30 protein-coding genes and 1 tRNA gene are annotated in these 26,683 nt (G+C 62.5%); 20 read left to right on the top strand and 11 right to left on the bottom strand.

From position 1 onward, the window contains the following. Nucleotides 1-72 precede the first annotated feature (72 nt). From SJY33_RS14445 to SJY33_RS14420, 6 genes are read left to right on the top strand one after another with little or no spacing between them, the layout of a single operon-like run. On the top strand, nt 73-678 hold the full coding sequence (locus SJY33_RS14445) for an SCO family protein (RefSeq protein WP_379923475.1): 606 nt from the start codon (nt 73-75) through the stop codon (nt 676-678). Continuing rightward, a complete protein-coding gene (locus SJY33_RS14440; protein WP_379923474.1) occupies nt 666-1,157 on the top strand; it encodes a YcgN family cysteine cluster protein in 492 nt (163 codons plus the stop codon). Before SJY33_RS14445 ends, SJY33_RS14440 begins: the two co-directional genes overlap by 13 nt. Next, nucleotides 1,157-1,891, top strand: coding sequence for a M48 family metallopeptidase (locus SJY33_RS14435; RefSeq protein WP_379923473.1), 735 nt, complete (start codon nt 1,157-1,159; stop codon nt 1,889-1,891). Before SJY33_RS14440 ends, SJY33_RS14435 begins: the two co-directional genes overlap by 1 nt. 45 nt (nt 1,892-1,936) lie before the next feature. Continuing rightward, entirely contained in the window at nt 1,937-2,359 is a 423-nt protein-coding gene (locus tag SJY33_RS14430; RefSeq protein WP_379923472.1) for a hypothetical protein, read from the top strand. An 8-nt stretch (nt 2,360-2,367) separates the two neighbouring features. Then, on the top strand, nt 2,368-3,360 hold the full coding sequence (gene ribD, locus SJY33_RS14425; RefSeq protein ID WP_379923606.1) for a bifunctional diaminohydroxyphosphoribosylaminopyrimidine deaminase/5-amino-6-(5-phosphoribosylamino)uracil reductase RibD: 993 nt from the start codon (nt 2,368-2,370) through the stop codon (nt 3,358-3,360). Between the two features lie 15 nt (nt 3,361-3,375). Next, complete coding sequence (locus SJY33_RS14420; protein ID WP_379923471.1) at nt 3,376-4,011, top strand: riboflavin synthase; 636 nt, start codon at nt 3,376-3,378, stop codon at nt 4,009-4,011. A 60-nt stretch (nt 4,012-4,071) separates the two neighbouring features. Here SJY33_RS14420 and SJY33_RS14415 read toward each other — a convergent pair whose 3' ends face one another. Both SJY33_RS14415 and SJY33_RS14410 read right to left on the bottom strand, forming a co-directional pair. Next, complete coding sequence (locus SJY33_RS14415; protein ID WP_379923605.1) at nt 4,072-5,247, bottom strand: aromatic amino acid transaminase; 1,176 nt, start codon at nt 5,245-5,247, stop codon at nt 4,072-4,074. A 60-nt stretch (nt 5,248-5,307) separates the two neighbouring features. Continuing rightward, the gene (locus tag SJY33_RS14410; RefSeq protein ID WP_379923470.1) at nt 5,308-6,114 is read right to left on the bottom strand and encodes a DUF1134 domain-containing protein; all 807 of its coding nucleotides are present in this window, start codon (nt 6,112-6,114) and stop codon (nt 5,308-5,310) included. 260 nt (nt 6,115-6,374) lie between these two features. Between SJY33_RS14410 and SJY33_RS14405 the strand changes: the two genes are divergently transcribed. Then, nucleotides 6,375-6,465 (top strand) — tRNA-Ser (locus tag SJY33_RS14405). Nucleotides 6,466-6,559: 94 nt separating this feature from the next. On the opposite strand, the gene SJY33_RS14400 is transcribed toward SJY33_RS14405, so the two are convergent. From SJY33_RS14400 to SJY33_RS14390, 3 genes are read right to left on the bottom strand one after another with little or no spacing between them, the layout of a single operon-like run. Further along, entirely contained in the window at nt 6,560-7,066 is a 507-nt protein-coding gene (locus SJY33_RS14400; protein ID WP_379923469.1) for a Smr/MutS family protein, read from the bottom strand. Between the two features lie 59 nt (nt 7,067-7,125). Beyond that, on the bottom strand, nt 7,126-8,337 hold the full coding sequence (locus tag SJY33_RS14395) for a murein transglycosylase A (protein WP_379923468.1): 1,212 nt from the start codon (nt 8,335-8,337) through the stop codon (nt 7,126-7,128). A gap of 36 nt (nt 8,338-8,373) precedes the next feature. Beyond that, a complete protein-coding gene (locus SJY33_RS14390) occupies nt 8,374-9,072 on the bottom strand; it encodes a Tim44/TimA family putative adaptor protein (RefSeq protein ID WP_379923467.1) in 699 nt (232 codons plus the stop codon). Nucleotides 9,073-9,296: 224 nt separating this feature from the next. Between SJY33_RS14390 and secB the strand changes: the two genes are divergently transcribed. The 4 genes from secB to SJY33_RS14370 all read left to right on the top strand — a co-directional run bounded on the left by secB (nt 9,297) and on the right by SJY33_RS14370 (nt 13,274). Then, nucleotides 9,297-9,842 carry a protein-export chaperone SecB gene (gene secB / locus SJY33_RS14385; protein ID WP_379923466.1) on the top strand — a complete coding sequence of 182 codons (546 nt, stop codon included), beginning with the start codon at nt 9,297-9,299 and terminating at the stop codon, nt 9,840-9,842. A gap of 28 nt (nt 9,843-9,870) precedes the next feature. Next, nucleotides 9,871-11,436: a murein biosynthesis integral membrane protein MurJ gene (gene murJ, locus SJY33_RS14380; protein WP_379923465.1), complete on the top strand. Its 1,566-nt coding sequence runs from the start codon at nt 9,871-9,873 to the stop codon at nt 11,434-11,436. 16 nt (nt 11,437-11,452) lie between these two features. Further along, on the top strand, nt 11,453-12,472 hold the full coding sequence (gene trpS, locus SJY33_RS14375; protein WP_379923464.1) for a tryptophan--tRNA ligase: 1,020 nt from the start codon (nt 11,453-11,455) through the stop codon (nt 12,470-12,472). A gap of 130 nt (nt 12,473-12,602) precedes the next feature. Next, a complete protein-coding gene (locus tag SJY33_RS14370; RefSeq protein ID WP_379923604.1) occupies nt 12,603-13,274 on the top strand; it encodes a DUF4136 domain-containing protein in 672 nt (223 codons plus the stop codon). Between the two features lie 108 nt (nt 13,275-13,382). Here the strand turns inward: SJY33_RS14370 and dut are convergent, their stop codons facing one another. The 5 genes from dut to SJY33_RS14345 all read right to left on the bottom strand — a co-directional run bounded on the left by dut (nt 13,383) and on the right by SJY33_RS14345 (nt 19,094). Then, nucleotides 13,383-13,835, bottom strand: a complete 453-nt coding sequence (gene dut, locus SJY33_RS14365) for a dUTP diphosphatase (protein WP_379923463.1) — start codon at nt 13,833-13,835, stop codon at nt 13,383-13,385. Beyond that, nucleotides 13,832-15,565, bottom strand: a complete 1,734-nt coding sequence (locus SJY33_RS14360; protein WP_379923462.1) for a phosphopantothenoylcysteine decarboxylase — start codon at nt 15,563-15,565, stop codon at nt 13,832-13,834. The genes dut and SJY33_RS14360 overlap by 4 nt, the downstream gene beginning before the upstream one ends. Nucleotides 15,566-15,638: 73 nt before the next feature. Then, nucleotides 15,639-16,781, bottom strand: a complete 1,143-nt coding sequence (locus SJY33_RS14355) for a hypothetical protein (protein WP_379923461.1) — start codon at nt 16,779-16,781, stop codon at nt 15,639-15,641. Beyond that, nucleotides 16,778-18,334, bottom strand: a complete 1,557-nt coding sequence (gene ubiB, locus SJY33_RS14350) for a 2-polyprenylphenol 6-hydroxylase (protein ID WP_379923460.1) — start codon at nt 18,332-18,334, stop codon at nt 16,778-16,780. The genes SJY33_RS14355 and ubiB overlap by 4 nt, the downstream gene beginning before the upstream one ends. A 4-nt stretch (nt 18,335-18,338) precedes the next feature. After that, nucleotides 18,339-19,094, bottom strand: coding sequence for a class I SAM-dependent methyltransferase (locus tag SJY33_RS14345; protein WP_379923459.1), 756 nt, complete (start codon nt 19,092-19,094; stop codon nt 18,339-18,341). 56 nt (nt 19,095-19,150) lie between these two features. On the opposite strand from SJY33_RS14345, the gene mutM reads away from it, so the two are divergent. The 6 genes from mutM (at nt 19,151) to SJY33_RS14315 (ending at nt 24,069) form a co-directional block, all read left to right on the top strand. Then, nucleotides 19,151-19,966 (top strand): bifunctional DNA-formamidopyrimidine glycosylase/DNA-(apurinic or apyrimidinic site) lyase, encoded by an 816-nt coding sequence (gene mutM / locus SJY33_RS14340; protein ID WP_379923458.1) that lies wholly within the window; start codon nt 19,151-19,153, stop codon nt 19,964-19,966. Nucleotides 19,967-20,116: 150 nt separating this feature from the next. Continuing rightward, nucleotides 20,117-20,377: a 30S ribosomal protein S20 gene (gene rpsT, locus SJY33_RS14335; protein ID WP_379923457.1), complete on the top strand. Its 261-nt coding sequence runs from the start codon at nt 20,117-20,119 to the stop codon at nt 20,375-20,377. 518 nt (nt 20,378-20,895) lie between these two features. After that, on the top strand, nt 20,896-22,299 hold the full coding sequence (gene dnaA / locus SJY33_RS14330; protein WP_379923456.1) for a chromosomal replication initiator protein DnaA: 1,404 nt from the start codon (nt 20,896-20,898) through the stop codon (nt 22,297-22,299). Nucleotides 22,300-22,511: 212 nt separating this feature from the next. Next, on the top strand, nt 22,512-22,925 hold the full coding sequence (locus SJY33_RS14325; RefSeq protein WP_379923455.1) for a DUF983 domain-containing protein: 414 nt from the start codon (nt 22,512-22,514) through the stop codon (nt 22,923-22,925). Beyond that, nucleotides 22,922-23,698 (top strand): HesA/MoeB/ThiF family protein, encoded by a 777-nt coding sequence (locus SJY33_RS14320; protein ID WP_379923454.1) that lies wholly within the window; start codon nt 22,922-22,924, stop codon nt 23,696-23,698. The genes SJY33_RS14325 and SJY33_RS14320 overlap by 4 nt, the downstream gene beginning before the upstream one ends. A 113-nt stretch (nt 23,699-23,811) precedes the next feature. After that, nucleotides 23,812-24,069, top strand: a complete 258-nt coding sequence (locus SJY33_RS14315) for a hypothetical protein (protein WP_379923453.1) — start codon at nt 23,812-23,814, stop codon at nt 24,067-24,069. Here SJY33_RS14315 and SJY33_RS14310 read toward each other — a convergent pair. After that, nucleotides 24,050-24,760, bottom strand: coding sequence for an NAD-dependent deacylase (locus SJY33_RS14310; RefSeq protein WP_379923452.1), 711 nt, complete (start codon nt 24,758-24,760; stop codon nt 24,050-24,052). The two genes, SJY33_RS14315 and SJY33_RS14310, sit on opposite strands and share 20 nt — an antisense overlap. A 13-nt stretch (nt 24,761-24,773) precedes the next feature. Between SJY33_RS14310 and dapB the strand changes: the two genes are divergently transcribed. Genes dapB through SJY33_RS14295 form a run of 3 tightly spaced genes read left to right on the top strand, consistent with a single transcriptional unit; the run spans nt 24,774 to nt 26,679 of the window. Beyond that, complete coding sequence (dapB, locus tag SJY33_RS14305) at nt 24,774-25,529, top strand: 4-hydroxy-tetrahydrodipicolinate reductase (protein WP_379923451.1); 756 nt, start codon at nt 24,774-24,776, stop codon at nt 25,527-25,529. Between the two features lie 7 nt (nt 25,530-25,536). Next, the gene (nth, locus tag SJY33_RS14300; protein WP_379923450.1) at nt 25,537-26,211 is read left to right on the top strand and encodes an endonuclease III; all 675 of its coding nucleotides are present in this window, start codon (nt 25,537-25,539) and stop codon (nt 26,209-26,211) included. Between the two features lie 54 nt (nt 26,212-26,265). Then, nucleotides 26,266-26,679: a hypothetical protein gene (locus tag SJY33_RS14295; protein ID WP_379923449.1), complete on the top strand. Its 414-nt coding sequence runs from the start codon at nt 26,266-26,268 to the stop codon at nt 26,677-26,679. The last annotated feature ends 4 nt before the right edge of the window (nt 26,680-26,683 follow it).

Here is a 26,683-nt window from a genome sequence, read left to right as displayed (position 1 = left end):
TGTGTGCCCATGGGCGCGGGGCGAGCCTTTTCGCAGCCGCTGCGCCTGTCGCAAGCAACCAGTTAGCAGAGCATGAACCAGATCAACAACCCCTCCCCCCTTCGTATCCTTCTGCTTGCCGGTGCAATGGTTCTGGCAGGGTGCAGCGCCGCCGCGCCGGTTGAGGAACCGCCGCTGGCTGGCGCAGCGATCGGCGGTGATTTCGCGCTCACCGGAAGCGCGGGGCAAACCGTGCGCTGGGATGATTTTGCCGGCAAATACCGCATCGTCTATTTCGGTTACGCCTTCTGCCCCGATGTCTGCCCCACCGATATGCAGCGCGTCGCGCAGGGTCTGAAGGTGCTCAAGGCCAGCGATCCGGCCAAGGCAGCGATGATCCAGCCGATCTTCATTTCGATCGATCCGGAACGCGATACGCCTGCCGTGGTTGGGGAATTCGCCGCGGCCTTTTCGCCAGATATCATTGGCCTTACCGGCACGCCCGATCAGATCGCCGCGGCTGCCAAGACGTTCAAGGTGTTTTATGCCAAGGGCGAACAGGTGAACGGCGGCGGCTATTTGGTTGATCATTCCAATATCGTTTATCTGTTCGGCCCCGAAGGCCAGCCGCTTGCGACGCTGCCCGTCGATCAGGGCCCTGATGCGGTTGCAGCGGAACTGGACCGGTGGGTGAAGTGAGGGATCGGTTCTGGGAGCTGCCGCTGGGCGCGCTTACCCGGCCCGAATGGGAAGCCTTGTGTGATGGATGCGGGCGCTGTTGCCTGCACAAGATCGAAGATGAGGATACCGGCGAAATCCTTGACACCAACATCGCCTGCCGCCTGCTCGACACCCGCACCGCGCAGTGCAGCGATTATCGCAATCGCAAGGCTTTTGTACCCGATTGCCTGCGGCTGACCCTGCGCATCGTCGAACAGGTCAGCTGGCTGCCCGCGACCTGCGCCTATCGTCTGCGCGCCGATGGTGAACCCCTGCCCAGCTGGCATTACCTGCTGTCGGGCGACCGCGATGCAGTGAGCCGCGCGGGAGTTTCCATCACGGGCCGGGTAGTGAGCGAAACCGAAGCGGGGCCGATGGAACATCACATCGTGCAATGGCCCGCGCCGCGGGATTGGCCCATCCGCGAAGACGCGGCATCGTCCAGCAAGGACGCGTGATGATCGATTGGCTGCGCGGCGACACCGAAAGGCCTGCGTTTGATACCGATATTGATCTTGGCGACCAACGCCTGCCGATCGTCCTCAAACGCCTGCGCAATGCGCGGCGCCTGACGCTGCGGCTGGCGCCCGATGGCAGCGAGGTTCGCATCAGCTTGCCCGCTTGGGCGCAAAGTCGCGAAGCGCTTGCCTTTGCGCATTCGCGTAGGGACTGGCTTGCTGATCAGCTGTCCAAGCTGCCACCGCGCCAGGTGCCCGGCCCCGGCAGCACGGTGCGCTATCGCGGCGCGGGTTTGATCGTCGCATGGGACAAGACCGCACCGCGCCGTCCGGGTGTTGCAGGAGATACCCTGCTGATCGGGGGGCCCGACAACGGGATTGAACAGCGGATCCGCCGCTGGCTCGAAGCCGAAGCGCTGCGGCTGGCCGAGGCGGATATGCGCGATTACTGCGCGGCTGCGCAGCTCGGTCCGGTACCGATTGGCCTGACCCGCGCTTTGCGCCGCTGGGGTTCGTGTTCGGACAAGGCGCGCATCCGGATCAACTGGCGTCTGGTGCAGGCTCCCGATCATGTGCGGCGTTCGGTGGTCGCGCATGAAGTCGCGCACCTTGTGCATTTCGACCATTCGCCCGCGTTCCACGCCTTGCTGGCGCGCATCTTCGAAGGCGACATCGCCGTGGCCGACCGCTGGCTGAAAGATCACGGGCGCGGGCTGTATACCAGCTTTGGGTGACGCGAAGCATTTGGCGTTCGCGCCTGCACGTCCTATATCTGAGTCATGCTTTCCAAATCGCGCTTCAACCCTGTCAACGGCTTTGCCGATTTCTGGAACGAAATCCGGCGCCCTCAACCCTATCGCTGGCCGATCCTTGCCCTGTCGATCCTGCCTGTAGCCGGGATGCTGTATTGGGGGGTCAATAGCACCCAGTATGGCGCGCCCGAACGACCCAAGGTGACGTACATCACCACGCTGGACCCGAACCGCACCGATGCCGAAATCGCGGCTGAGAATATCGACAACCAGGAGCTGAAGGATCTGCGCGCCGCAGAAGAGGCGCGGATCGCCGAGGCCAAGCGCAATATCTACAAGGCTCTGGGCCGGGCAGCAGGGATGGATGTCGAAGCAATGGAACGCGAAGCGGCAGCCGAACGCGCTGCCGAAGCCGCCGCGCCGCGTCCGGGCGAAAGCGCGCCGCGATAGCCGCAAGCCTGCCTCGCGACGATCACGAATGGATGGCCGCCGCCGCCCGTATGGCGGCGCGCGCGCGTCCGCTTTCGCGCCCTAACCCCGGTGTTGCGGCGCTGGTGGTCGCCTCTGCCCTGACCGAACGCGCGCATATCGTCGCACGCGGGTGGACGCAGCCCGGCGGGCGTCCGCACGCTGAAGCTGCGGCGCTGGCAGGACTGACGCCTGCGCAACTGGCCGATGGCACGCTGTACGTTACGCTGGAACCCTGCGCGCATCAATCAGCCCGCGGCCCCGCCTGCGCAGACCTGATCGTAGCCGCCAACCCTGCTCGCGTGGTCATCGGCCAGCACGATCCCGATCCGCGCACCGCGGGCCGCGGAATTGCCCGGTTGCAGGGCGCAGGGATTGCAACACGTTTGCTGGATGATCCGGTATCCGCCGCCAGTCTTGCCGGGTTTCTGACGCGGCAGCGGCTGGGGCGCCCGTGGGTGACGCTGAAGCTTGCGACCTCACTTGACGGCTGCATCGCGCTTGCCGACGGGACCAGCCAGTGGATCACCGGTGCACCGGCCCGCGCCCATGTGCATGCACAGCGCGCACGCCACGATGCCATTCTGGTCGGGGGAGCAACATGGCGAACCGATAATCCGCGCCTTGATGTGCGCCTGTCAGGTCTGGAGGCCCGATCGCCGCAGCGGGTCGTGCTGACCCGCAATGCAGCCCCGGCGGACGGTGTCACGGCGATTGCCGCACCCGAAGCGATTGCCGATCTTTCCGGCGTGCTGCACCTTTACGTCGAAGGCGGCGCGCAAACCGCCGCGGCCTTCGTGGCCGCCGATCTGGTCGACGAACTGCATCTCTACACCGCCCCTATCGTGATTGGCGAAGGTCGCCGCAGCCTTGGTGCGGTGGGGCTGACCAGCCTGCCCGACGCGCATGGGCGCTGGCGGATCCACGACAGCCGCCAGCTTGGCAGCGATCACTTCACCGCCTATCTGCGCGTCCGAAACTAGAAAGGAACGCCCCGCATGTTCACCGGCATCGTCACCGCCATCGGCACCATCGCCGCCGCCGAGCAGCGCGGCGATCTGCGCCTGCGTATAGCCGCCCCGCTTGATCCGGCGCGGATCGACATCGGCGCCTCGATCGCTTGCTCGGGCGTCTGCCTGACCGTGGTGGAACGCGGCGGGACCGAGGGCGATGCCTGGTTCGATGTTGACCTGTCCGGGGAAAGTGTCAGCCGGACTGTGCCCGGCATGTGGAACGTGGGCGCGCAGCTCAATATCGAACCCAGCCTGCGTCTGGGGGATGAACTGGGCGGACATATCGTGACCGGCCATGTCGATTCGGTGGGCGACGTGGTGAAGGTGGCGCAAGAAGGAGGCAGCTGGCAGATCGCGATCCGCGCGCGCGCCGACATGGCGCCCTTCGTTGCGGAAAAAGGATCCATCACGGTCAACGGCGTGTCGCTCACCGTCAACGACGTGCGCGACCGCCCCGATGGCACGTGCGATTTCCTGCTCAACATCATTCCCCACACCGCCGCCGTGACCACTTTGGGCGCGCTGGCCAGGGATGACCGGGTCAATCTGGAGATTGACGTTCTGGCGCGTTACCTGAAGCGGATGCAAAGCCTTGCCGCGATGCGCGGCCAGCCTAACTGACCTGCCCCTTCGGCGCGTATGGACCGCCAGCGCGTGCTGGCGGGAACGCATGCGACTGTATCAGACAGCGACCGCTGAAAGCGCGTTGATGAATTTGGGCAGATTGGCCGTGGTAAGACCGGCAATGTTGATCCGGCCCGACGCCGCCATGTAAATGGCATGATCTTCACGCAGGGTCGCGACCTCTTCCTTCGTAATGGGAAGCATCGAAAACAGGCCGTTCTGCGAGCCGAGCGGGGTCAAATCGATCCGACCAGCGGTGCCCGCCTTCGCCAGAGCATCGCGCACCGTGCGCATCCGGGCGCGCATATCGTCAAGCTCGCCCAGCCATTCCTTGGTCATGTCGGGATCGCGCAGGATGATCCGAACCGCCGCACCGCCATGATCGGGTGGCATCGACCACGCCGCACGGGCCAGCGCGTTGGCATTGGAAAACGCCGTGTCGAGCGTGGCCTGATCCTGGGCAAGTACGTAGAACGCGCCCACACGGTCGCGGTACTGCCCGAAATTCTTGTCGCAGCTATAAGCCACGAAGGCTTCGGGCACCGCGGCCAACACTGTGCGCATCCCTGCGGCGTCTTCGTCCATTCCCTGCCCCAGCCCCTGATACGCGGCATCGATGATCGGGAAGGTGCCGCTTGCAGCAAAGGCCTCGGCAATTTTGGCCCATTGTTCGTCGGTATAATCGATGCCGGTGGGATTGTGGCAGCATGCGTGCAGCAGCACAGCTTCGTCGTCGCCCGCCCCATTGATCGCAGCCAGCACCGCATCAAGATTGGCCGTGCCATCAGGGTTGGCGTGATCGAAGGCGACCAGCTCCATCCCGAGATCGGCAAGGATCTGCGCGTGGTTGGGCCAGCTGGGAACACCCATGTGAACCCGGCGTACGCCCGCTTTTGATGCCAGCGCTAACGCCAGGCGCACAGCACCGGTTCCGCCCGGGGTCTGCATCCCAGTAATCCGCCCGCCCATCGTCGCATCACGGCCAAAGATATAGGGCATCAGCGCGTTCACGAAGCCAAGATCGCCCTCTGGCCCGAGATAGGATTTGGATTCCTGCTTGTCGACCAGCACCTGTTCGGCCGCCTTGATCGCGGCAAAGACGGGGGTGGCGCCGTCTTCGGTGCGATAGACCCCCACGCCAAGGTCGATCTTGTCGTCGCGCGAATCGGCAGCGTAGAGGCGGATCAGGGCGAGAAGGGCGTCGGGCGCCTGCGGGCTGAGTCGGTCAAGCATCATGTGCTGCGCCATGGCGCGGAGCGAGCATCATCGCAACCAGGATCGCGCCTTACCCGATCAGAAAGGCGACCACTTCTGTTCCTTGGAGAACTTCATGTACCCTGCATTGATGCCCAACCGCAGACCCGCACCCACCCGGATCGGGATAAGCACAACGTCCCCGCGGCGCAGGTAGCTCGCATTGAGCCCGCCGACGAAATAGGCCTGCCCTTCCCCGGCCGGGAACCGCTTATAAAGATCTTCGGTGTCGTAAAGATTGTAAACCAGCACAAAGGTGTTGGCAGCATTGGCGCCTATGTCGAAACCGACCGAAGGCCCGGTCCAGTACACCGGCAGCGTGCCTTCGACCTTGTGATGCAGCGTACCTGAACCATACCGGGCGCCGACGATGAAGGCCCCGCCCGCTTCGCGCCCGACGATGTAGCCATTGGGTTCGCCCTGCTTTTGCAGCAAGTCTTCGATCAGTTTGGCAAGACCTTCGGCGCCTTTGCCAAACACGCCCTCTGCGGCGCCGATCAGGTCATCCTCGCCATAAGTCTGTCCGCTGTTTTGCGCTGCGGTGGTCACAGGCGCGACACTGTCATTGGGAACGGAGGGAGCAGGGGCGGGGTAAGTTCCGAATTCACTGTTGAACGTCGTATCGTTCTGCGGTGCCTGAGGCGGCGCAGGTTGCGCCTGCGGCGTTACCAGATCGCCATCGACCCCCGAACCGCCGTCCTGCTGGGTGTAGGCTGCATCAGGATCAAAGGTTTCCAGATCCTGCGCGGCGGCCTGCGCCGTCAGCGAAAGCGCGGCCAAGGCGCCCAGCGCAAAGCCCGCGATGCGGCGGCCCAACGTTGGAAAACGGGCGTTCATCATGCTCATCATGCAGCCTTTCGCAGCGACGTGTCTGCCCCGGATCAATGCGCACGCAGCAGAATCGCTTCCTGCGGTGCGTGCAACCGCTCGTCGTCGGGGCGAATCGGAATTGCGACGAGCCGTGCCGGGGTAGGGGGGCAAATCTGAACACGGGACGAACCGCACGCGCGCCAATGCGCCGGGCCTGTTCGCCTTTTTTTGCAAGCCACCTTGCCGCTGGCAAATAGGCCGACTATAGGCCCGCCTTCACAGCCTCGCTGTTGCCCGGAGACGTGGGTGAGTGGCTGAAACCAGTTCCCTGCTAAGGAACCGTACTCTATCAGGGTACCGAGGGTTCGAATCCCTCCGTCTCCGCCACTGGCCTTTTGATAAAACGAAATATTTCCTCTCAAGGGCTCCGGCCAGGTTGCCATTTATATTTAGGTGGTTCGCCAGCAACGCGGTTTGCTGATCAGCGCCGTTTCAAAATCAGGTACAGCGCGCCTTCCCCACCGTGACGGATGTGGGCGCGGCGCACGGCACTGATCGCGTCGGAATGACGGCTCGCGGCGAGCCAATCGAGCATCTTGGCACGGATCGCCCCGCGTTTTGTCATGCGGTCTGCCGGATCGACCGGACGTTCGCGTCCTGCCACCACCAATACCACACGTGCGCCCATCATGCGCGCCTGATCCAGCCCGGCCATGATCCGGTCATACGCCGTGTCGAGCGTGTGTCCGTGAAGATCAAGCGTGAGGTCAGGATCGAGCCTCCCCGCCTTCACCCGGCGGTCCCAGTGGGAATCGAGCCCCGGCGTGCTCGGCGGCGGCGCAACGGGCGGCGCTGCAGCGATCTTGCGTGATCGCGGCTCTGCTATAGGCGTTGCAGCAACCGTGCGAACCAATGCTGGCTGGGATGAAGGCGAGGCTGGATTGATTGCGGGCGGCGCAGGACGGGTCTTGCCGGGAAGCGGTCTCACGCTTGAAGCCAGATGCGCCCAAGCCGCCTGCTCACCAGTTGACAGGCCTCTTGGTGCCTTCATCGTGGCACCGCGCCCAGACGCTGGGCCGATGCGCGGGGAAGCAGGACATAGGCCCGGCCACGCCCGCTCATACCACCTGCAATGCGGCGCGCATCTTCGCCCGCACCCCAAAAGGTATCAAACCGGTTCGCACCCTTGATCGCGCCGCCGGTATCCTGCGCGATCCACAGCCCATTGGCTTCCGGCCGATCAAGCTGAAGCCAGACCGGCGCGCCCAGCGGCACGAAAGCCGGATCGGCCGCGACTGAATTCTCGCGCCGCACCGGCACGCCAAGCGCACCGAGCGGCCCGTCGCCTTTCAGTTCGGTAAAAAATATCCAGCTTTTGTTGAGGCGCATCAGATCGCGGCCATCGCGCGGATTTTCGCGGATATAAGCCATGATCCCCTGCATCGATCCCGAATATTTGCCCGGCCCATCACCCAGCAGGCCGCGTTCGCGCATTACGCCCCCGATGCCGACATATTCGCGCCCGTTCTGCCCGGCATAGCCAATACGGATTACCTCACCTTCAGGGGACCGCAACCGCCCAGACCCCTGTATCTGAAGGAAGAAGAATTCCACCGGGTCAGCTGCCCAGGCGATGACCGGCGCCTTGCCCGCCAAGGCGCCTCGCTCAATCGCGGCACGATCATGATACAGCACGAACCGTCCGCTTTCGTCATAGCGGCCCAGCGGAGGGCGCCCGCTGCGTTCGGATAAGGGGACGGTGTCAGGCCAGGCCCGCACCAGATCGGCGGGCATGGCATAGACCGGGACATCAAAACCCGGCCGGCGCGTGCGGCTTCCGGCTATTTCAGGTTCAAAATAACCGGTTGCAAAGGCGCGGCCATCACCGATCTGAACGGGAGAGAAGTGCTCGGCAAAGAACGTGCGCGCCTGCGCTACCGGATATGCGCGTGCGGCATCGCAAGGCACTCGCCAATCTTCACGCCGCGTCAGCCCGCTGGTGTCGTCGCGCGACAGCACCCGCGGGCATGATTCGATAAAGCTTGAAAGGGCGCTACGTGCGTCGGCGTCAGCCAGCGCCAGCGACGCGACGGCCGGGCCGATCGCTACGCCGCTCAACACTGCATTGGCGGCAAGGGTAACGGGTGCGGATACCGGCGGGGGCGTAACCCCTGTCGGGGGCGGAACACTGGCTTGCGGAACCACGCGCCCGCATGCCCCCAGTGCCAACACCATCACAAGGCCAAGCCATCGCCGCATATCGGATCTTTCAGGAAACGGGCGCAGGCCGCGCCATCATCCTTCGTCGGTTTCGTCGAGCACCCAGTTCGGATCACGCGCCGCGACATTGCGTGAGAACGTCCATACATCGCGGCTTTCGATTGCGTCATCAAGCGACCCGGCAATCACCGTGCCATCCTTGTCACGTGTAACCGCGGCAATGTCAGCTACGAACAACATTGCGATGCGGGCTGTCCGGCCGTCAAGCGACGCAGAGTGAACCCGGGTTTCTTCGACACGGATCAACTTGTTTTCCATTGTCTCGCCTGCCTGTTCGCGGGCGTCGATCGCGGCAATAAAACCGGCATAGACGTCATCATCGCACAGTTCGCGCAAGGTATCCCGATCGCCTTTCCAGAACGCTTCAAGGATCATGCGGTAAGCGCCACGCGCGCCATCGAGAAACTGTCCGAGATTGAAGCTGGAGTCCGCTGCGGCGATTTCGCGGAGGCCGCGTTCGACTGCGGGCATTACGCCTTCAAGTTCGGCAGGACGCGTCTGCGCCACCGGGGTTGGCATGGCCGCGGGGCGGATACCCGCAGGCTTACCGTCCGCTTCAAAGCGCTGCGGCACCGATTCTTCTTCTTGTTCCGCACGGCGCCCCAGCACCGAATACAGGCGCAGGCCGAGAAAGGCGGCAACCATGGCAAGGACAACGATTTCGAGCACAGCAACAATTCCGATCTTCGTACAGGACAGGGTCAAAGGACGCATCAACCAGGCCCAAGGACGCCAACACTGCCTTATGTGGGTATCGATTACAATTCGCCAACGCCCAATAGGTTGCAGCGCGGGGTGAATCTTCGCAACCCGCGATGACGTTGGCCTGCAGTTGCGACCGGGCCGCACCCCTGCTAGGCGCACGGCGAAGCGAACCTTGCACGCCGCACGTGCAAGCGGCGCACGCCCTGTTACCTTTATTGAAAGACAAGCGCATCATGGCCGACGAAGAAGGCGTCCTTACCAATCTTGACAACACCGGTGCCACCGGGCCGCAGCCCAACGGCGTTGACACATCACCCGCCGTCGGGATCGTCACGCAATATGTGAAGGATCTGTCGGTCGAAAACCCCAGCGCACCTGATGTGTTCCAATGGCCCGAACCGCCGCAGGTCGATGTTCAGTTCAACATCGGGGCGGATGCCATTGCGCCCGATATGCATGAAGTGACGCTGAAGCTGACGCTGACGGCTACGTCGCAGCGCGGCACGATGTACATTGTCGACCTGGCCTATTGCGGGCTGGTGGGTATGCGCAACGTGGCCGAAGATCAGGCCCACGCCTTCCTTTACGCCGAAGCGCCCCGCCTTCTGTTCCCGTTTGCCCGCAGCGTCGTGGCAAGCGCGGTGCGCGATGCCGGCTTCCCACCGCTGATGGTTGATCCGGTCGATTTCAATGGGATCTACGCGCAGCAGCTTTCCGCCCGCCGGGCCGAAGAAGCCGCGGGTGGCAAGCCGATCGATCCTGTAACAGGCAACGCCTGATTCCTACGTCCAGCAGGGGCGCTCGGGAATGAGCCTTCTCAGAAATGTCGGGACCATCGGCGGTCTGACGCTGGTGAGCCGGGTGTTCGGGTTTGCCCGCGACATCCTGCTTGCCCGGGTTCTGGGCGCAGGGGGCGTCGCAGATGCGTGGCAGCTGGCCTTCCAGCTGCCCAACCTGTTCCGGCGCCTGTTTGCCGAAGGTGCCTTTGCTTCGGCCTTCGTGCCGCTGTTCAATCGCCACATGGCCGAAGATGAGCACGCGGCAAAACGGTTTGCAGGTGAAGTTCTGGCGGTGCTTCTGCCGATCCTGGTTGCATTCGGCGCAGTCATGATGCTGGCGATGCCGTGGGTCTTGTGGGCTTTTGCCAACGAAGACCTGCGCGCTGACACGGCCACATATGATCTGGCAGTGACGATGGGGCGGATCGCCTTTCCCTATCTGATGTTCATGAGCCTGGCGACGCTGGTGGCAGCGATCCTGAATTCGCTGTCTCGGTTTGCCGCAGCAGCAGCGGCTCCGATCCTTCTCAATATCTGTTTGTTGACCGCATTGATCTGGGGTGCGTTCCAGCCGGGGGGTGAAGCAACCCGCGCCGCAACCGGGGTCGGCCTTGCCATCGCGGTGTCGGTTAGCGGCCTGCTGCAATTGCTGTGGCTATACTGGTTCATGCGCCGCGCAGGCTTCCGTATCCCTCGCGCCGCCCCCAAGGTTACAGCCCGCGTCAAGGAAATGGGCGTGCTGATCGTACCCGCTATTTTTGGGGCCGGCGTGTATCAGATCAGCCGCTTCATCGATCTGGCCTTTATCCGCGTTCTGCCAGACGGAAGCCTGACCTACATGGCGATGGCGGACCGCTGGAACCAGCTACCGCTCGGCATTATCGGCATTGCACTGGGCACGGCCATTCTGCCTGCCTTGTCGCGCTACATCTCCAAATCCGAGGATGATGAGGCCGTTCGTCTGCAAGCCAATGCGATCGAGCTGGCGATGCTGCTGACACTGCCCTGCGCCGTGGCGCTATTCATCACCGGCTTTGCCTTTGTCAAAACCTTCATGGAGGGGCAGGCTTTCACGGCAGAAGATGCCCGCGTCACGGGGATGGTCACATCGGCCCTCGTCGTGGGATTGCCCGCCTATGTGCTGGTCAAAGTGCTGACGCCCAATTTCTTTGCGCGCAAGGACACCCGCACCCCTGTCTACACCGCCGCCGCTTCGCTGACGGTGACTGTGGCGTTGAACTTTGCGCTGGTGCCGACGCTGGGCGTGGTTGGCCTTGCGCTGGCCGGCGCGGTAGGCGCTTGGGTCAATATCGCGTTGCTGGGCGCGGTTCTGGCACGGCGCGGATACTTCCGCCTCCCCGCTCGCGTGCTCGGGCGGATCGGACGCATTGTGCTTGCGTCGGCGGTGATGGGCGCAGCGCTTTTCGGATTGATGCGCTTCATCGCACCGTGGCTTGACGGAGCCTTTGCCACACGGCTGATGGTGATCGGTGCAATCCTTGCAGTCAGCTTGGTGACATATGGCATAAGCACCGTCGTGCTCGGAGTTCTCGACAAGGCGACGATCCAGCGCCTAATGCGCCGGACCAGTTAGGCAATCAGGATCAAACATGCGCGTCGTCTCCGGCATCCAGCCCACGGGCAAACCCCATCTTGGCAATTATCTTGGCGCGATCCGCAATTATGTCGCATTGCAGGATGACGCCTATGCCGCCGGCGGCGAATGTCTGATTTTCATCGCCGATCTTCATGCCCTGTCGATGACGCATGATCCGGCCGAACTGCGATCCTCGACGCTGGAACTGGTGGCGACGCTGGTGGCTTGCGGGCTTGATCCCGACAAGGCGATCCTGTTCAATCAGGCCCAAGTCCCGCTCCACCCCGAAATGCAGTGGCTGCTCAACGGCACGGCGCGCATGGGGTGGCTCAATCGCATGACACAGTGGAAGGACAAGGCGGGCAAGAACCGCGAAGGCCAGTCGGTCGCGCTGTTCACCTACCCCGTGCTGCAAGCCGCCGACGTGCTGTTGTATCAGGCGACGCACGTGCCTGTGGGCGAAGATCAGAAACAGCATCTGGAACTGGCCCGCGACATCGCGCAGAAGTTCAACAACGACTTCGGCACCGAAGACGCGCCGATCTTCACCCTGCCCGATCCGATCATCCCCAAGGAAGCTGCGCGGATCATGAGCTTGCGCGATGGCAGCGCCAAGATGAGCAAGTCCGACCCCAGCGACATGAGCCGTATCAATCTTTCCGATGATGCCGACACCATGGCGCAAAAGGTGAAGAAGGCAAAAACCGATCCGGAAGCCCTGCCCTCCGAAGAAGCCGGGCTGGCCAACCGGCCCGAAGCCAAGAATCTTGTCGGCATCTACGCTGCTCTCGCCGGCCAGACACAGGCCGAAGTGCTGCGCGAATTCGGCGGACAGGGCTTTGGCGCTTTCAAGCCTGCACTGGCTGATCTTTTGGTGGAAAAGCTCTGCCCGATTCGCGATCGCTTCGTCGCGTTGAAGGACGATACCGAGGCGCTCGACGCGATCCTCGCACGCGGCGCGGCGAAGGCCCGTGAACGCGGTGCGCCGACCCTGACCGCGGCTTACCGGGCTTTGGGCCTCGTACGGCACTGACAAGCCATTTTGCGTTGAAACGAGGCATGAAATCGGTGAATATTCAATCCCCGTTCATGCTAATGCAATATGTTGCGCAGGGTAAACGTCGCGGCGAATGCTGCGCCATCAACCAGACAAGGATTGTATGATGTTGTCTCCTGTGTCGCCTCTGAAGTCGCTAAGCCGCGTTGCGTTCCCGCTGGCGCTTGTGATCGGACTGTCGGCTTGCGCCACGCCTTTCAAGGCCGATGTATCGCGCTTTGCCGTTCCTCTGCCCGCACCCCAGGGCCAGACCTTTGCTGTCGTGGCCGAAGACCCCAGGTTGGCAGGCGGTCTTGAATTTGCCACCTACGCCAACAGCGTGGCGGCTGAAATGACCCAACTCGGTTACACGCGCGCGGCTACGCCCGAAGCGGCCGATATGCTGGTACGGTTCGACTACACAGTCGATAATGGGCGCGAGCGGGTGCGGACCGATTTCAACGGCGCAGCCGGCTTTGGCCCCTGGGGCCGTTGGGGCGGCTGGGGCGGCGGCTTTGGCGCATGGGGTTACGGCTTTAATGATCCGTTCTTCGGCGGCCCGAACGTGCGAAGCTTCACCGTCTATACCAGCGCCATTGATCTGAAGATCGACCGCAGGGCTGATGGACAGCGCCTGTTCGAAGGCAAGGCCGAAGCCGTTTCGCGTTCGAACCGCCTGCCACGCCTGGTTCCGAATCTGGTCGACGCCATTTTCACCGATTTTCCCGGCAGTTCGGGTGAAACCGTGCGGATCACAATCCGCGATGATGGCGAAAATACCGTGCGCCCTACCGATTGATGGTGTAGGACGGCGTTCAAGAGACCCTTGGACGGGAAAAAGAGAAGGCGGCGCAGGGGATCGCGCCGCCTTTTTTTGTGCGTCTCTCAGATGACATCTGCCGAGCGCTTACAGTCGGGCGTGACCGCCTGTCGAACCAAAGCCGCCTGTACCCCTCGACGTTGCATCCAGTTCCGCCACCTCGTCCCATGTTGCCTGGACCACCGGAGCAAGCACAAGCTGCGCCACGCGGTCGCCGCGCTGCACCACGAACGGATCGGTGCCATGGTTGATAAGGATCACCTTCAGCTCCCCGCGATAGTCGCTGTCGATCGTGCCGGGCGTATTGGGGACGGTGATGCCATGCTTCAGCGCCAGTCCCGATCGCGGGCGCACCTGAATTTCGTAGCCTTGGGGTATCGCCATCGCCAGACCGGTTGCGACCGCGTGGCGGCCGCCCGGTGCCAGCGTGACATCCTCTGCGCTGACGACATCCATTCCGGCCGCGCCACTGGTGGCATAGGCGGGTAATGGCAGGCCTGCACCGTGAGGCAGGCGTTGCAGAGCAACCGAAATGCTCACTGCGCATCCTCCGCCTGAAACACCGCAGCGATCCGTTCGGCAAGCGCCATTGCCACGGCGCTTTTGGGCATGTCGTCGAGCACTTCGATCCCTTCGCCTGTTACAATCGTGACCCGGTTCCGATCGCCGCCCATCACGCTTTGGCCGCTGGGTCCGCTGACATCATTGGCAACGATCCAGTCCGCGCTCTTGCGCTTGCGTTTCTGCCTGGCATTTTCGAGCACATTGTCAGTCTCGGCGGCAAAACCAATCACCAGCGCCGGGCGCTTGGGTCCGCCTGCGACATTGGTCAGGATGTCGGGATTTTCCGTAAGCATCAGCGCAGGCGGAGCATCGCCGCGCTTCTTGATCTTTTCGCCGCGGTATTCCTTGGGCCGCCAATCGGCCACTGCGGCCACCATCACAGCCACATCAGCGGGAAGCGCGCGCTTCACCGCCTCGGCCATGTCACGGGCGCTTTCGACATCGATCCGCCGGACACCTGCCGGAGTCTTGAGCGCGACGGGGCCTGCAACCAGTGTCACGCGCGCACCAAGCGCCGCTGCAGCGGCTGCAATGGCAAAGCCCTGCTTTCCGCTTGACCGGTTGGCGATATAACGCACGGGATCAAGCGGCTCCCATGTCGGCCCGGCCGTGACCAGCACGTGGCGACCGGCCAGCGGACGATACGATGCCGCCATTCCGAATTGAGCGCCTTCGGCCACCTCGCCCAGATCCGCCTCAATTTCATCCGGCACTTGGGGCGCGAAGACTTCGGGCGCGGATTTGCGCGGGTCAACTTGGTGATTGATCGCACCGGCATCAATGGGCGGCGCGGCGCTTGCCTTGCCTTTGCGCGCCAGCAACGGCCCGCCGAAATCTGGCGCAAATTCGGGTGCAGGCTCATCGGGCGCGGCATAGGTTTCGCCCTCTTTGTCACCCACGTTGCTATTGTCTGGTTCTGGCAGCTCTTCGTATTCGGCTTCGATCTCGTCGTGGGTGCGCTTGGCGGTCGAACGCGGGATGATACGCGACAGAAATCCGCCAAGACCCCCCGCGGGCATAGCCGCGCTCCCATCATCCTCTTCTTCGGGCTCCAGCGCTTCCACCGGGATGGGCGGAGCGGCAAGTTGGCGCGCTGGCGCTTCAAGGAGCTGGGGTTCACGGTGCTGCGGTTCGGGCACATCCATCCCGAAGTGCGCCGCGATGGCCTGCCAGATCGCTTCGGGTTCGGGCAACCGGCCATACCCGAATTCACCGCAAGCCATCGGCCCTTCATCGGGATGCAGAACATTGACGCCGGCCGCCTTGAGCAGCGCAATGTTGCGCTGGGTCGCTTCGTGCTCCCACATGCGCACATTCATCGCAGGCACGGCCATCACCGGTTTGTCGGTCGCAAGTATCAGCGTGGTCGCCAGATCATCGGCAATACCCGCCGCCATCTTGGCGAGCAGATCCGCCGTCGCCGGACACACCACCACCAGATCGGCTTCGCGGGAAAGCTGGATGTGGCCCATCTCAACCTCGTTCCTGAGATCAAACAGACTGGTATACACCTGATTTTCGCTCAACGCGGCGAGCGTCAGCGGTGTAACGAACTGCTGGCCGCCCTTGGTGACGACACAGGTTACATCGCCCCCGCCCTTGCGAATCAGCCGTACCAACTCGCAAGCCTTGTAAGCCGCGATTCCGCCGCCCACGACCAGCAGGATGCGAGGATGAAGGCCCGCTTTCGCCTCCTGTGTGGTCATGTTGCTTTCTGCCTCTCGCGCCTGCCTGCCGGATGCCCGCCATAATGCATCGGCCACCCATCGCAAAGTTTGGTTAAGTTTGCCTTGATACCCGGCCCGCGGCGCTCTGCCAAAGATCAAACAGGCTGCGCGGTGCAAATGCCAGGCCGATCCCATACGCTGGCAGCACCAATTGCGCCCAATAGAAATTCTCGGGCCGCGCAAACAGCGCGACCATCGTGAACAGCCCGGCAAACCACAGGGCAGCAAACAGCCCAAACCGACCGCCCAGCCCAACCCAACCAACCTGCGGCAGAATTGCGAGCGGCGCAGCCAGTGCCATCGGCAGCAGCGCAAGGCCTGTCAGCCGCGACACCGCCATCAGGGGCAATCCAAATCCGGCGAACGCATTCCAGCCTTGCGAAGCCGGGTCGCCCGGCAGACGCCCTGCTTCCACCGCCATGTAGTGCAGCGCCATTCCGACCGCGAAGACAGCCAACACGCCTGCAACCCCTGCCGCCTCGCGCCAGCGCCGCGCCACCACCGCAAACACCAGCCACAGCAGCACGAACGGAACCGCCAGCTCACGCACTGCCAGCGCCATCGCCGCTGCGAACAATGCAGGCCACCAGCGATCGGGGCGATAGACAAGCAAGGCCAGCGTCAGCCACAATCCCGCCCACAATTCGTGGATCAATCCGGCCAGTGGCACAATCACGGCCGCGCCCCCCAACGCGAGCAGAACCAGCGCGGCCAACCGTTCCGGGGTTGAAACCAGCGCAGCCAGTCGCAGGTTCGCTGCCCACAGACACGCGATCACCAGACCCATCTCTGCAAAGCGCACGCCGCCGACCCCGATCAGCGCCTGCAACCAAGCCAAGGAGGGCTGCCGGACTGCAACAAACGGACGCGTTGGGTAATTGCTTGCGCGTTGTTCGTCCATTGCGGCGGGATAGTACCCCTCCCCCGCAGATACGCGCGCGGCAATCCGCGAATACAGCGCAAGATCGCCCTTTGCCTTGCCCGGCTGTGTATGAACGGCCTTGGCTGTAATGCGCTGCCGTTCGGCCTGATCGACTGGCGCAGCGGCAATCGCGCTCCATACCATCAGCGCCGCAAGAACAACCAGAATGACGCGCGCGGCCCCGCGTGGCAGCACACGAAACGGACGCCCCAGCGCCTCCCAGCGATCAAGCAACGCCACACCGCCCGGCAGGCGGGCAGAGTGAGGGCTCATCCGATCCAGCCGAGCGCTGTCGCCCCCCAAACGCCGACCGCACCGGCGGCAATTGCAACCGCATAGCCAAACCAGCCGCGGCCTTCGCGCTTATCAGTAATCAGTTTGATATCGGGAAGCGGCGGAGTTTCGGGCGCGCCGCCTTTGGGGGGGTATTTTTCTTCCAACCGCCGGATAAGTCCTGGCAGACGCAGCAGCGTTTCGGTATCCTGCTTGATCCGTTCAGCCAGTGCGGCCTCTGGCCCCAGCTCGTCACGTATCCAACTGCGCACATAAGGTGCCGCTGTGTCCCACATGTTGATATCGGGGTTAAGCTGCGTAGCGATGCCTTCGACCATCACCATCGTCTTTTGCAGCAGCAGCAGATGCGGCTGGGTCTGCATGTCGAAATCGCGGGTGATGGCGAACAATCCATCGAGCATCTGGCCGACGCTGAGTTCCTTCACCGGCTTTCCGCGCATCGGTTCGCCCACCGCACGCAGCGCAGTGGCAAATTCGCCGACCGAGTGATAGCTCGGCACGTACTGCGCTTCGAAATGGATTTCGGCGACACGTTGGTAATTGCCCGTGGTCAGGCCGTAGAGTATCTCCGCCAGCCATTGCCGCGCCCGCAGATCGATCCGCCCCATGATGCCGAAATCGATCGCCACGATGGTCCCATCGTCTTCCACGAACAGGTTGCCCTGATGCATGTCGGCATGAAAGAACCCGGCACTGATCGCTTGGGTTAAAAAGCTGATGACGAGTTTTTCGGCCAGCGCAGGAAGATTGTGTCCGCGCGCCTGCAATTCGTCGATCCGGCTGATCTTGATGCCATCGATCCATTCGATCGTCATCACGCGGCCATTGGTGCGATCCCAGTCCACCGCTGGAATGCGATATCCCGGAACGCCCGCCATCTGTTCGGCAAGTTCGCTAGCAGAAGCCGCTTCGCGCCGCAGGTCGAGTTCGGAGTTGGTCCAGCGCTTGAAATTGGCGATCGTCAGCCGCGGTCGCAGCCGGCTTGCTTCGCCGCCCATCGCCTCAACATGCGCGGCAGCCCATTCATAGGTGGTGATGTCGCGGGCGAATTTTTCCCGGATACCAGGGCGCAGCACTTTGATGGCGACCTTGCGGCCACAGGTGGTGACACCTTTGTGAACCTGCGCAATCGAGGCTGCACCAACCGGATCGGGGTCAATCTCGGCAAACATCTTTTCGATTGGCTGGCCAAAGCTTGATTCTATCGCGGCCTTGATCTGGGCGAAAGGAACAGGCGGAAGGCTGTCCTGCAGGCTGAGAAGATTGTTGGCGGCATCGTCGCCGACCAGATCCGGCCGCGTCGCAAGGCTTTGGCCAAGCTTGATCGCGGCGGGCCCGATCGCACGAAAGGCATCAGCATAATCGCGCGGCCCCTTCTTGCTGGTCAGGGCGGCGAGCCGCGCCACCCGGACCAACTGGCGTAGCGCCGCTGGAGCGTTCGGATCGTTTTCGACCCCCACCAGCGCACGGCGCCGCGCAAGCGTAACGCCCCAGCGCGCAAGGCGCACCAAATGAACAGCAGAAGATGCCACGCGGCTAGATCTTCCAGCCGGAATGGATCGCCACAAGCCCGCCCATGATCGGTTCGACCTTGGTATTGGCAAAGCCTGCAGTGCGAATCATCTGTTCAAAGGCAGGCATTGGCGGAAACTTGCGGATTGATTCGGCAAGGTAGCGATAAGAATCCGCATCCCCCGCGATCGCCTGGCCCATGCGCGGAAGCAGATGTTCAGAATAGAGGTCGTAGGCCTCCTTCAAACCCGACCATTCCACCGTCGAGAATTCGAGGCAGAAGAACCGTCCTCCGGGCCGCAGCACACGCATGGCTTCGGCCAGCGCGCGGTCAATATGGGTCACATTGCGAATACCGAAGGCAATGGTGTAGGCATCGAAGGTGCCCGAAGCAAAGCTGACCTGCTCTGCGTTCTGGCAGGTAAAAACAAGGCTACCGTCGTCCGCATCGGCGCCGCGTTCCAATGCGCGTTCTGCCCCCACGTCCAGCATGTCCTGATTGATGTCGGCCACCGTGATATGCGCGCCGCGGGCCGCCATGCGAAACGCGATGTCGCCCGTGCCGCCCGCCATATCGAGGATCTGTTCGCCCGGTTGCGGCTTCACCCGCTTGACGAAGCGATCCTTCCATAAACGGTGCATTCCCCCCGACATCGCATCATTCATGATGTCGTATTTGCTTGCGACGCTGGAGAAGACCTCCCCGACCTTGCGGGTTTTTTCCTGCGGCGTGACCTGGGTGTAGCCAAAGGAGACGGTGTCATCGCTGGTATCATTCATGCCGCGTTCCCTAGAGCCAATTGCCGCCGAGGCAAAGAGTGTTAGAGGAGACTCAAATGCCTGAGCTCCCAGAAGTCGAAACAACTGTCCGCGGCCTTACAAGGTTCCTCGAAGGTGAGCGGATCACGCGGGTGGTGCTGAACCGCGCCGATCTGCGTCGCCCTTTCCCAAGCGACCTTGTGCAGATCATGACTGGCGCAACCGTGACATCGCTGTCGCGACGAGCCAAATATGGCCTGATGCACCTTGATCGCGGCGCGACGATGATATTCCATCTGGGGATGAGCGGTCGCTGGCGGATCGATCCTGACAGGCCCGAACCGCACGATCACCTGTTGCTGGAAACCGCACGCCACCGGTTTGCCCTGTGCGACCCGCGCCGTTTCGGTTCGGTCGATTTGGTGGCAAGCGAGTCCCTGGCACGCTGGCCGCCATTTGCAGCGCTTGGCCCTGAACCGCTTGGCCCCGGGCTGACTGCGAAGCATCTGAAAATCGCGCTCAAGGGTAAGACCCAATCGATCAAGCTTGCGCTGCTCGATCAGCGGATTGTTGCAGGGCTTGGCAATATCTACGTCTGCGAGGCGCTGTGGCGTGCGCAGATCCGGCCCACCAGGCTGGCGGGCAAGGTTACGGGGCCGCAGCTTTCCAAGCTGGTTCCCGCAATTCGTGATGTGCTCGAAGCATCGATCCGCGACGGAGGATCAAGCCTGCGTGACTATGCCCGGCCCGATGGCGAACTGGGCTATTTTGCGAGCTCCTTCGATGTGTATGGCCGCACGGGGGAATCCTGTCACCGCGAGGATGGCGGCACGATCATGCGGATCGCCCAAGGCGGACGCAGCACATGGTATTGCCCGGTGTGCCAGAAGTGAGGGAATCATTGACCTTGCGCGCCGCTTTGACTATGCGCGCTGCTTTCCGGCGGTTGGGCCATGAGTCCGCTCGTCCGTTTTCGAGCAAACCGTCAACCATTTCCCGGCTGCCTGAAGCAGCCCGAAGCAAACGCGAGACAGACACGAATTATGGCCAATACGCCGCAAGCCAAGAAGCGCATCCGTCGCAACACCAACCGCGCTGAAATCAATGGCGCCCGCATCAGCCGCATTCGCAGCTTCGTCAAGAAGGTGGAATCGGCCTGTGAAGCTGGCGACAAGGAAGCCGCGACAGCCGCCCTCAAGGCTGCGCAGCCTGAAATGGCCCGCGGCATTGCGCGCGGTGTGATGCACAAGAACACCGTGGCCCGCAAAATGTCACGTCTGACGCGTCGAGTCGCCGCGCTCTGATCCGATTCGCTGCCACATCGATGATCGTACGCTAGGTACGATTGCCGATGACGAAGCCTCCGAATATCCGACGGGCCGCGCTCACAAAGCGCGGCCCGTTTCGTTTGCGACAAATGCAACAAAAGTCCGCGCTACAAACGTCAGGATTCCCCGCGATTCGCACGCTTTTTAACACCTAAATTCAATTGAATCAGACACTTCAACGCAACTCTGCGGGGTAGGGTCGAGTCAACAGGATTATTTCACTTTTTTTAAAAGTCCGCGCTTGCGCAAAGGCCCTCGGCGCTCTTTACATCATAGGCATCCGGTGCGGGACAGCCCGGGTGCCTTACTAACCAGCCGACAGGGGGAACCTGGAAAAGCAATTTCCGGGGCGTGGGAAGGTATAGCCTGTCGAAGCGAATATTGATGAGTCTGCGGCCTTGGGGGGTCAGACAGGCAGCGTGTGAATCGGGGAAGAGCTTGTGCACAGAACAGACAAAGCGCGGACAGGTAGCCGTCAGGCTGACGAACATTTGATGGAAGATTCTGAAGCTGTAAATCTCGCTGCCGACTGGTCCGATATCAGTCAGGGTCTGCGCAAGGATCTGGGACACCAGCTGCACAGCCAGTGGATCAAGCCGATCCAACTTGGCGCGCTGAACCGCGAATCGGGCGCACTCGATCTGTATCTGCCGACAGAATTTTCGGCCAACTGGGTACGCGACCGTTTTCATGATCGTCTGCAGCTCGCCTGGAGCATTGCGCGCAGCGAAGTGCGCAAGGTCAATATCGTGGTTCATCCCGGCCGCCGCCAGCTGCCTGACATCCGCCTCGACGATGGCCGCCGGCCGGCCAATGATGGTGCCAGCGCGATCGCGATGGCGGCAGGCGCGCTTGGGGATGCGACCTTCATATCGTCAGTGGGGCTTGATCCCTCGTTGACCTTTGCGGCGTTCGTCACGGGCGAGGCCAACGTGCTGGCCTGCAACGCAGCGCAGCGCATGGCAGCGTTGGAACAGCCACAGTTCTCGCCCCTCTATCTCAAGGCGGCGACAGGTCAGGGCAAGACCCACCTGCTGCACGCGATCGGCCATGCCTATCTGCAAACGCACCCGCGCGCCCGGATCTTCTACTGCTCTGCCGAACGCTTCATGGTCGAATTCGTCCAGGCGTTGAAGTCCAGCCAGACGATCGAGTTCAAGGCGCGACTGCGCAGCTTCGACCTGCTGCTGGTGGACGATATCCAGTTCATCATCGGGAAGGCCAGCGCGCAGGAAGAACTGCTCTACACAATCGATGCGCTGCTCGCTGAAGGCAAGCGGCTGGTGTTCGCCGCCGACCGCGCTCCGCAGGCGCTCGACGGGGTAGAGCCGCGCCTGCTTTCGCGCCTGTCGATGGGCCTTGTCGCAGACATCCAGCCCGCCGATATCGAGCTGCGAAAGAAGATCCTCGTGTCGAAGCTCACTCGCTTTGCCGCGATCACCGTACCCGACGACGTGGTCGATTTCCTTGCACGGACGATCACGCGCAACGTGCGCGAGCTGGTAGGCGGTCTGAACAAGCTGATCGCCTATGCCCAGCTGACCGGGCAGGACGTATCGCTGCAACTGGCTGAAGAACAGTTGACCGATATCCTGTCCGCCAATCGCCGGCGGATCACCATTGACGAAATCCAGCGCACAGTGTGCCAGTTCTACCGCATCGATCGTGCCGAGATGAGCAGCAAGCGCCGCGCACGCGCCGTTGTGCGTCCGCGTCAGGTGGCGATGTATCTGTCCAAGGTTCTCACTCCGCGCAGCTATCCCGAGATCGGGCGCAAATTTGGCGGCCGCGACCATTCCACGGTCATTCACGCGGTGCGCCTGATCGAGGACCTGCGTCAGCGCGATGCCGACATGGACGGCGATGTGCGCAGTCTGCTGCGTCAGCTCGAAAGCTGACCGATCGTCTTGCTGCGGGGCCCGGCGCGAACAGCGCGGGCGCCCGCGGTTATTTTTCAGCCAAGGCCGTTCTGCGTTCAGCAACTACTTGCCCGCTGTGGGTCATAGCACACCAAGATCAGGTAAGGTCTGCTTATGACATTTGCCACTTTCCCGTTACGGGCCGCTGACCCGGCTCGACAGGCGCAGCGCAAATCGCCAAAGCACGCACCATGGCCCCTGATCCCACGCGCTACAATCTTCCAGACTCTTTCATCGCGGCGCTGCTTCGCGGAGCGCGTGGCCGTTGTCCACGCTGCGGCGAAGGCGCGGTGTTCCGCAAATGGCTGAAGCCGCACGACCATTGCGGCGTGTGCGGGCTCGACCTTTCAGTGCAGCAGGCGGATGATTTTCCCGCCTATATCGGCATTTTCGTTGTCGGCCATCTGCTCGCGCCGATCGTGATTGCCATGATCGGAACGTACGGCCTGTCGGCATGGTTGACGCTGGCGATCATCCTGCCGGTAGCGGTGATCATGCTGCTGGTCATGCTTCAGCCTACAAAGGGGGCGGTAATCAGTTTTCTTTGGTGGCACGGGATCGGTGCATTCAAGCGGGAGCGCCGCTTGCCCGAGGACGAGCCATGAGCCTGAGCCCTGCCCGGCTCGATCGGTTTGCGCGCCATATCGTTCTGCCCGAGGTTGGCGGTGCGGGGCAGGTGCAGCTGGCAGAAGCGCGAGTGGCGATCATGGGTCTTGGCGGGATTGGCAGCCCTGCCCTGCAATATCTCGCCGCCGCCGGTATTGGCCGGTTGACCCTGATCGATGACGATGTTGTCGATGTGTCGAACCTTCAGCGCCAAACGATCTTCACAACCCGCGATGTCGGCTACGGCAAGGCTGTGTCTGCGCGCCGTTGGCTGGCAAACTTCGATGACACGCTGATGGTCGACGTGTCCGATACGCGCATCACCGCAGGCAATGTCGCCGGGATGATCGCGGGGTGCGATCTTGTGCTTGATGGGACAGACAACTTCGCCACGCGGCTGGCGGTATCGGATGCCTGCGTTGCGGCAGGCATCCCGCTCCTTTCGGCGGCGGTGGGGCGCTTTCAGGGGCAGGTCGGTGCTTTTGCAGGGCATCGACCTGACGAGGCCTGTTACCGCTGCTTCGTCGGCGACGCCTTCGATGCCGAAGATTGCGATACCTGCGCGGATGACGGGATGCTGGGCGCAATGGCGGGTTGGGCTGGCAGCCTTGCTGCGCTTCAGGCGATCAAGGCGTTACTTCAGGGGCGCAGCAGCCTCGGCGATCCGGGCTGGGGGCGGCTTCATATCATGGACGGGCTTCAGCCCGGTCTGCGAACGATTCGGATTGCGAAGGATGCGATGTGCAAGGGTTGCGGCTCAGTCGCGGTCTAACGCGGGAATCTCACCCTGACCGATTCGGGCCACGGTGCGGCCCATCAATCAGCATCCGACGGAACATTGGCTCGTGCGATCAGGTCTTTCCCTGTCTGAAGAGGAGAAAGCAGATGAACGGCAATGTTGTCATGATCCTTTCGATGTTCACTCTGGGCGCGGTGTTGGTTATCGCTATCGTATCCTGGCTGCGCGCCAAGAAAGCCAAGGATCACCACGAAGACGCCGCGGCTGCGCATGGCACCCACAACGCCAGCGCGCTCGATCACGATCCTGCGCAGGATGCAGACGATGGGCGGACATGGAGTGAAGAGCGCGGCGCCAATCCGCCGACGCCTGAACACCCGATCCCTATGCCTCCGCGCAACTGAGCACGTCGTCGACCCAGGCAGGCACCAGCAGGCTTGCCGGGCCGAGGCGGCTCTCGTCAAACAAGCGGGACCCTTCGCTGGGTTCCAGGTTCAAGTCCAGCGTGTATGCGCCTGCAGCGCGGGCCTCCTGAACGAAGCCTGCTGCTGGATACACCGCGCCTGATGTGCCGATACTGACAAACAGGTCGCAACTTTCCAGCGCGGAGTAGATCCGGCCCATCTCGTAAGGCATTTCGCCAAACCACACAATATCCGGCCTGAGGCTGCGCGCCTGACACACCGGGCACGGCGGGCGATTGCGCATCGTGTCATGCCAGCGGGTGCGCACTTCGCACGATGTGCAGAGCGCGGATTGCAGTTCGCCGTGCATGTGAAGCACACGGAAGCTACCGCCGCGTTCGTGAAGATCATCGACATTCTGCGTTACCAGCAACAGTTCACCGGCAAATTCACGTTCCAACCGCGCCAACGCCACATGCGCAGGGTTGGGCGATGCCGAAGCCAGCGCGGCGCGGCGCTTGTCATAGAAACTCAAGACCAGATCGGGGTTGCGGGCGAAGCCTTCGGGCGTTGCGACATCGTCGATCCGGTGCTGCTCCCACAATCCTCCTGCGGCGCGAAACGTATCGATGCCACTTTCTGCCGAAATGCCTGCGCCGGTTAGGATGACGATGCGTTTGAAGTCTGCCATGGGGCCTTCAAGCATGATCGGCAGAGGCGAAGCAATGGCACAGCGCAAATTCGGAGTGATTGGGCACAAAGGCCGGATGGGACAGGCGCTGGAAACGGCGATTGTCGATGCCGGACATGCGATGTGCGTCGGTATCGATGCAGGTGGCAGCATTGCGCCGCATACGGGCCAGTGCGACGCGCTGATCGATTTTTCCTCGCCTGATGCGCTTGGGGCTACATTGCGTGCAGCCCAAGACGCAGGCACGCCGATCGTGATTGGAACCACCGGGCTGGAAGACCATCATTTGGCGATGCTGGACGATGCCGCGCGGACGGTGCCGGTTCTCCAATCGGGCAACTTTTCTCTGGGTGTCACGCTGATGGCGCATCTGGTGCACGAAGCGGCGGCGCGGCTGGGGCCGGACTGGGATATCGAAATTCTGGAAATGCACCACCGGATGAAGGTTGATGCGCCTTCGGGCACTGCCAAATTGCTTGGCGAAGCGGCGGCTTCGGCGCGCGGGATCGGTTTGGCCGACAACATGGAAAGCGGGCGCCATGGCATGACGGGAGCCCGCGAGCCCGGCGCGATCGGCTTTGCCGCGCTGCGAGGCGGCACGGTCGCAGGCGAACACAGTGTGATCTTCGCCGGAAGCGAAGAACGCCTGACGATTTCCCATTCGGCTGAAAATCGCATGATTTTTGCACGCGGCGCGGTGCGCGCGGCCGAATGGCTTATCGGTCAGGATGCGGGCCGCTACACCATGCAGGACGTGCTGGGGCTGTAGGGCGTTCATGACCAAAAATCAGATTTTCGAATTCTTCCGTAGGCTGGCCGAAGATAACCCCTCGCCCCAGACTGAGCTTGAATATGGCAACGCCTATCAGCTGCTCGTGGCCGTTGCGCTGAGTGCGCAGGCAACCGATGTGGGCGTGAACAAGGCGACCCGGGCGCTGTTTGCCGTGGTCGAAACACCGCAACAGATGCTCGACCTTGGCGAAGATGGGTTGAAGGCGCACATCAAGACGATCGGGCTGTTCAATTCCAAGGCCAAGAATGTGATCGCTCTCAGCCGCATCCTTGTTGAACGGCACGGCGGCGATGTTCCCGATACCCGCGATGAACTGGTGATGCTGCCGGGAGTTGGGCGCAAGACGGCGAATGTCGTGCTCAATTGCTGGTTCGGGCAGGAAACCTTTGCGGTCGATACGCACATCTTTCGCGTCGGCAACCGGACGGGGATGGCCAAGGGCAAGACACCCGAACAGGTTGAGGCCAAGCTGGAGAAGCGCGTCCCGCAACCCTTCCGCCGCGATTCGCACCACTGGATGATCCTGCACGGGCGCTACGTCTGCAAGGCGCGCACGCCGGAATGCTGGCGGTGCACAGTCGCTGATCTGTGCAGCTTCCGCAAGAAGGTGACAGAACCGCCCAAAGGTCGCACACCAGCGAGGACTGTGCCGGATTAAGGTGCGGTTCAATCGCATGACCGACACTGCGTGTTCGCTTTTCGGAGAGTTGCCATGATCACACGCGCGCTTGCCTTTGCCTCGCTGCCCCTTGCCGCTGCATCCTGCGCTCCGGCCGATCCAGCCGCCGATGCCGCGCGAGCGGCTGCGGCGATTGCTGCAGCGCCGGAAGCGACGATCACCGGGCCGGGCCAGAACTGCATCGACACCTCGCAGATCCGGCAGGCCGCGGTGCGCAGCGATCGGGTGATCGATTTCGAGATGACCGCTGCAAAGGTCTATCGCAGCGTCTTGCCAGCCCCCTGCGCGGGCCTGGGGTGGGACCGCGCCATCGCCTATGAAACGTCCTTCCCCCAGCTGTGCAGGCAGGAGATCGTCTACAGCCTCACCACCGTTGGCGGCGTGCCGCAACGCGGTGCGGCGTGTGCTCTGGGCGAGTTCGTCCCCATCGCCTACGTCAAGGACTGATTTC

The organism is Erythrobacter sp. R86502, from assembly GCF_042466465.1.
Taxonomy (GTDB): Bacteria; Pseudomonadota; Alphaproteobacteria; order Sphingomonadales; family Sphingomonadaceae; genus Erythrobacter.
The sequence above is the reverse complement of the archived record's forward strand: the minus strand, read 5'-3'. Positions and strand labels throughout refer to the sequence as shown.

Excerpts from the sequence above, each read along its gene's own strand:
- SJY33_RS14445 (WP_379923475.1), top strand. The coding sequence starts at position 73 with ATGAACCAGATCAACAACCCCTCCCCCCTTCGTATCCTTCTGCTTGCC.
- SJY33_RS14435 (WP_379923473.1), top strand. The coding sequence starts at position 1,157 with ATGATCGATTGGCTGCGCGGCGACACCGAAAGGCCTGCGTTTGATACC.
- SJY33_RS14430 (WP_379923472.1), top strand. The coding sequence starts at position 1,937 with ATGCTTTCCAAATCGCGCTTCAACCCTGTCAACGGCTTTGCCGATTTC.
- SJY33_RS14420 (WP_379923471.1), top strand. The coding sequence starts at position 3,376 with ATGTTCACCGGCATCGTCACCGCCATCGGCACCATCGCCGCCGCCGAG.
- SJY33_RS14415 (WP_379923605.1), bottom strand. The coding sequence starts at position 5,247 with ATGCTTGACCGACTCAGCCCGCAGGCGCCCGACGCCCTTCTCGCCCTG.
- SJY33_RS14410 (WP_379923470.1), bottom strand. The coding sequence starts at position 6,114 with ATGAGCATGATGAACGCCCGTTTTCCAACGTTGGGCCGCCGCATCGCG.
- SJY33_RS14395 (WP_379923468.1), bottom strand. The coding sequence starts at position 8,337 with ATGCGGCGATGGCTTGGCCTTGTGATGGTGTTGGCACTGGGGGCATGC.
- SJY33_RS14390 (WP_379923467.1), bottom strand. The coding sequence starts at position 9,072 with ATGCGTCCTTTGACCCTGTCCTGTACGAAGATCGGAATTGTTGCTGTG.
- secB (WP_379923466.1), top strand. The coding sequence starts at position 9,297 with ATGGCCGACGAAGAAGGCGTCCTTACCAATCTTGACAACACCGGTGCC.
- murJ (WP_379923465.1), top strand. The coding sequence starts at position 9,871 with ATGAGCCTTCTCAGAAATGTCGGGACCATCGGCGGTCTGACGCTGGTG.
- trpS (WP_379923464.1), top strand. The coding sequence starts at position 11,453 with ATGCGCGTCGTCTCCGGCATCCAGCCCACGGGCAAACCCCATCTTGGC.
- SJY33_RS14370 (WP_379923604.1), top strand. The coding sequence starts at position 12,603 with ATGTTGTCTCCTGTGTCGCCTCTGAAGTCGCTAAGCCGCGTTGCGTTC.
- SJY33_RS14360 (WP_379923462.1), bottom strand. The coding sequence starts at position 15,565 with ATGACCACACAGGAGGCGAAAGCGGGCCTTCATCCTCGCATCCTGCTG.
- SJY33_RS14355 (WP_379923461.1), bottom strand. The coding sequence starts at position 16,781 with ATGAGCCCTCACTCTGCCCGCCTGCCGGGCGGTGTGGCGTTGCTTGAT.
- SJY33_RS14345 (WP_379923459.1), bottom strand. The coding sequence starts at position 19,094 with ATGAATGATACCAGCGATGACACCGTCTCCTTTGGCTACACCCAGGTC.
- mutM (WP_379923458.1), top strand. The coding sequence starts at position 19,151 with ATGCCTGAGCTCCCAGAAGTCGAAACAACTGTCCGCGGCCTTACAAGG.
- rpsT (WP_379923457.1), top strand. The coding sequence starts at position 20,117 with ATGGCCAATACGCCGCAAGCCAAGAAGCGCATCCGTCGCAACACCAAC.
- dnaA (WP_379923456.1), top strand. The coding sequence starts at position 20,896 with ATGGAAGATTCTGAAGCTGTAAATCTCGCTGCCGACTGGTCCGATATC.
- SJY33_RS14325 (WP_379923455.1), top strand. The coding sequence starts at position 22,512 with ATGGCCCCTGATCCCACGCGCTACAATCTTCCAGACTCTTTCATCGCG.
- SJY33_RS14320 (WP_379923454.1), top strand. The coding sequence starts at position 22,922 with ATGAGCCTGAGCCCTGCCCGGCTCGATCGGTTTGCGCGCCATATCGTT.
- SJY33_RS14315 (WP_379923453.1), top strand. The coding sequence starts at position 23,812 with ATGAACGGCAATGTTGTCATGATCCTTTCGATGTTCACTCTGGGCGCG.
- SJY33_RS14310 (WP_379923452.1), bottom strand. The coding sequence starts at position 24,760 with ATGGCAGACTTCAAACGCATCGTCATCCTAACCGGCGCAGGCATTTCG.
- dapB (WP_379923451.1), top strand. The coding sequence starts at position 24,774 with ATGATCGGCAGAGGCGAAGCAATGGCACAGCGCAAATTCGGAGTGATT.
- nth (WP_379923450.1), top strand. The coding sequence starts at position 25,537 with ATGACCAAAAATCAGATTTTCGAATTCTTCCGTAGGCTGGCCGAAGAT.
- SJY33_RS14295 (WP_379923449.1), top strand. The coding sequence starts at position 26,266 with ATGATCACACGCGCGCTTGCCTTTGCCTCGCTGCCCCTTGCCGCTGCA.